1 protein-coding gene is annotated in these 1,587 nt (G+C 69.0%); it reads left to right on the forward strand.

Translation table 11 applies throughout. From position 1 onward, the window contains the following. Window positions 1-127: 127 nt before the first annotated feature. Entirely contained in the window at window positions 128-1,579 is a 1,452-nt protein-coding gene (locus ABD330_RS32230; RefSeq protein ID WP_344469868.1) for an NF041680 family putative transposase, read from the forward strand. The last annotated feature ends 8 nt before the right edge of the window (window positions 1,580-1,587 follow it).

The raw sequence follows: 1,587 nt of genomic DNA on the forward strand, positions 1-1,587 counted from the left end.
AGCTTGTTGTTTAACCTCGCAGGTCACTCGACCTGCTGATCTGCGGTTCTTCCGGGGACAGCACAGGCGGCCGTTCTCCACGCTTCGAGATGTCGAGTCACGAAGAACCAGAGAACGGCCGCTGCCCATGAGTCTCCCCCTCGATGCGCCCGTAAGTGACGCGTTGGGCATCTTGTCCCGCTTTCGGGTCGAGTTCTACGAGAGCCTGTACACGCGCGCGGACGCGCTCTTCGAGCTGACCGACGCGATCTTGTGTACAGACGGTCCGGTCAAGACACTGGTCGAACTCTCGCTGGCACTGGAGCACCGCCGTGGGCACGGCGCGATGTACCAGGCGCTGGACCGGGGCTGGCTGGAACCGACGCGGCTGCGCCGCACCCTCGCGAACCTGCCGCTGCCGCGGCTTTCGGACGGACGGATCGCGCTGGCCGTGGACGTCTCCAACTGGCTCCGCCCGGACGCCCCGACCAGCGACGAGCGCCTGTTCTGCCACGCCTACGGCCGCGGCCGCAATGCCGACCAGCTCGTCCCCGGCTGGCCCTACTCGTTCGTCGCCGCACTGGAGTCCGGACGCACCTCCTGGGTCGGGCTGCTGGACGCGGTACGCCTGGGACCGGCCGACGACGCAACCGCCGTCACCGCCACCCAGCTGCGGGAGGTCGTCGAGCGCCTGATCGCGGCAGGCCACTGGTATCCGGGCGATCCGGACATCCTCATCGTGATGGACGCCGGCTACGACGTGACCCGACTGGCCCACGTCCTAGCCGATCTGCCGGTCGAGCTGACCGGCCGGCTGCGCTCGGACCGGATCATGCTCCGCGACCCGGGCGAGCCCCGCTCCGGCCCCAGGGGCGGACGCCCACGCCGGCACGGCGGCGTCTTCACTTTCGCCCAGCCCGACAGCTGGCACACCCCCGACGTCACCACCGCCACCGAAACCACCCGCTACGGCAATGCCAAGGCACTGGCGTGGGACCGCATGCACCCCCGGCTGCAGCGTCGCGGCCCCTGGCTCGAGTACACCGACGCCGAACTCCCCGCGCTGCACGGCACGTTGATCCGGCTCAAGGTCGAGCACCTGCCCGGCGACCGGGACGCGCCACCGCTGTGGCTGTGGTCCTCCGCCACCGGCATCGACACCGCCCACCTGAACCGGATCTGGCAGGCCTTCCTGCGCAGATTCGATCTTGAACACAGTTTCAGGCTGATCAAGCAGACACTCGGCTGGACCGCACCGCAGTTCCGCAGCCCGGACACCGCAGACCTGTGGACCTGGCTGATCATCGTCGCGCACACCCAGCTCCGCCTCGCCCGCCCACTCGCCGAGGACCTGCGCCGCCCCTGGGAGAAACCCGCTCCGCCGAACAAACTCACGCCCGCCCGAGTCAGACGCGGGTTCCGTCACATCCGCGCGAAAGCGGCCTGCCCAGCAGCCGTGCCACAACCGGCACACGCCGGCCCAGGCCGCCCGCCCGGCGCCAAGAACCGCATGCCGGCACCCCGCTACGACGTCGGCAAGACCGTCAAACGCGAACTCACACTCGAAGCCCACAAGGCCAAAGCCACGACGACTGCATAAAAATCAAG

Origin of the sequence: Kitasatospora kazusensis, from assembly GCF_039529945.1 — a bacterium.
GTDB lineage: Bacteria > Actinomycetota > Actinomycetes > Streptomycetales > Streptomycetaceae > Kitasatospora > Kitasatospora kazusensis.